3 protein-coding genes are annotated in these 2101 nt (G+C 39.5%); all 3 read left to right on the forward strand.

Annotation, left to right across the window (positions count from 1 at the left end):
- A partial coding sequence (locus tag Q0413_RS04815; RefSeq protein ID WP_298987816.1) for a hypothetical protein occupies positions 1-186 on the forward strand: 186 nt, incomplete at its 5' end.
- 9 nt (positions 187-195) lie between these two features.
- Positions 196-1083, forward strand: a complete 888-nt coding sequence (locus tag Q0413_RS04820) for a hypothetical protein (protein WP_298987817.1) — start codon at positions 196-198, stop codon at positions 1081-1083.
- A 168-nt stretch (positions 1084-1251) separates the two neighbouring features.
- Positions 1252-2101, forward strand: an 850-nt coding sequence (locus tag Q0413_RS04825) for a DEAD/DEAH box helicase (RefSeq protein WP_298987818.1), incomplete at its 3' end; no start/stop codon positions are given.

A 2101-nucleotide genomic window follows, 5' to 3' on the forward strand; every position in this document is an offset into this window, starting at 1 on the left:
ATTATGGCTTTTAACTGCGTTCAGGCTTTCATCACGGCAGGTCCTCCGCCCTATCTAGCCTCCGCGACGCCTTCGCGCATGAGCGTCGATCCGTCAAAGTGGTTTTGGGAGCTTGATCACTGGGGGGAGACCGAAATTGACTTCCGCGAAAGCTGGAATCCAAAACTACCGAATTTACCGAAATGAGGTCGCGATATGAGAAAAATTTTAACTTTAACCCTTTTGTGCGCCGCACTGGCGCTGGGCGGCGAATTTAATCTAAATCCTGCGGACGGCGCAGTGACAAATTTAACGCCGCTACGCAAAAGCGGCGAGATAACGCTAAATTTAAACAACAATAATCCCGTCACAGGGCTTGACTACGACGCGGCAAGCGGAAGCTTTTTGGTCGGCACGCTAAAATTCGAGCTCTACGAAATGGACGGCGAGCTAAAAACCGTAAAAAGCTATCTACGAAGCACGCCCGATTGGATAATACAGATGGAAAAGACCGTTGCAGCGAGCTTTTTTAAAGGCTCGGTAGGGCTCATAAGCTATAATAAAACCTATGAGTTTTTCAAGCCCGCACCGAACCAAAGCAAAGAGGAAGCAAACAAGGCGTGGCGCTATCTGCACGATGGATACGAAAATTTCACGCTTGATTTCAAAGATCGCTACTCCACCGTACGCGCCAAACAACAGTATATCCTAAGCTGGGATCACTCGGACTTTTACGGAGAGTTTTTCATCGCGAGCGTGCCTGATGATATCAAGCAAAGCTGGAGTATGGCGAGCTTTAGCGACGCCGATAATCTACTCTCGAGCGAATTCGTGCCGAGTTTCGATGAAGTCCTCGGCGTAAAAGATGGCAGAGACATAAGCGACTACTACGTCACGGGCATGGACGCGCAAGGCGAGTTTATTTATCTGCTTTCAAAGCAATACTCAAGCATCCTAAAACTCGATCCGCGTAGCAGAAAGATCGCGGAGGTTTATAGCTTTGAAGGCGCAAACGACGCGCATGCGCTAGCTATCAAGGATGGAAAATTTTACGTCGCGTCTAGAGAAAACGGAACGAATAAAATTTTTATTTTCGAGAGGTGAATTATATGCAGCTTTTATTTCATAAGACTAAAATTAAGCGAAATTAAAGCTATAAAAAGGGAAAATTTTACATAACAAATGGGCGTTTGTATATAAATTTTTTGGGCGTTTTACTACAATAATATCAATTTTAGTCTATTATAAAAATTTACCAGAAGGATAGTTGACGTGGATATATTAACTAAAAATATGGCATTAGAATTTTTAAGAAAGTCTTTGTTAAATAAAAATATCTCTTTTAGAGAAGGTCAATATGAAGCTATTGATGCCGTTGTTAACAAAAGAAAAAAAGTTTTGGTTGTACAAAAAACAGGATGGGGAAAAAGTATTGTATATTTTATTTCCACAAAATTTTTAAGGCAATGTGGTTATGGATTAACTATAATCATATCTCCACTGCTAGCGCTAATGAGAAATCAGATAGAGTCAGCAAAGAAATTGGGGCTCAATATTGCAACAATAAATTCATCAAATATAGACCACTGGAATGAGGTAAAAAGTAGCATTTTAAGCGATAAGATAGATGCACTCCTTATTTCTCCAGAAAGACTAGCTAACGAAGATTTTATGCAAAATATTTTAGAGCCAATTTCAGGAAATATTGGATTGTTTGTTATTGATGAAGCACATTGTATTAGCGACTGGGGCCACGATTTTAGACCAGACTATAAAAGAATTGTAAATATACTAAAGCAAATTCCTGAAAATACTCCCATTCTAGCCACAACCGCTACTGCAAATGACAGGGTTATTGAAGATATCAAAAGTCAAATTAACGGTATTTTAATAATGAGGGGTGATTTAAAAAGAGAGAGTCTTAGCCTGCACAATATAAGACTACCACATCCGTCTTATAGGTTAGCTTGGCTTGCAAAATATATTCCTTTATTTAAAGGTTCTGGTATAGTATATGTTTTAACTCAAAGAGATGCAAAGATCGTTTCAGACTGGCTTAATGAGAATAATATATCAGCAAGTCCTTATTTTAGTGATGTTACCAATGATAAATTTGAAACTA

The sequence above is a fragment of the uncultured Campylobacter sp. genome (genome assembly GCF_938045465.1).
Classification (GTDB): Bacteria; Campylobacterota; Campylobacteria; order Campylobacterales; family Campylobacteraceae; genus Campylobacter_B.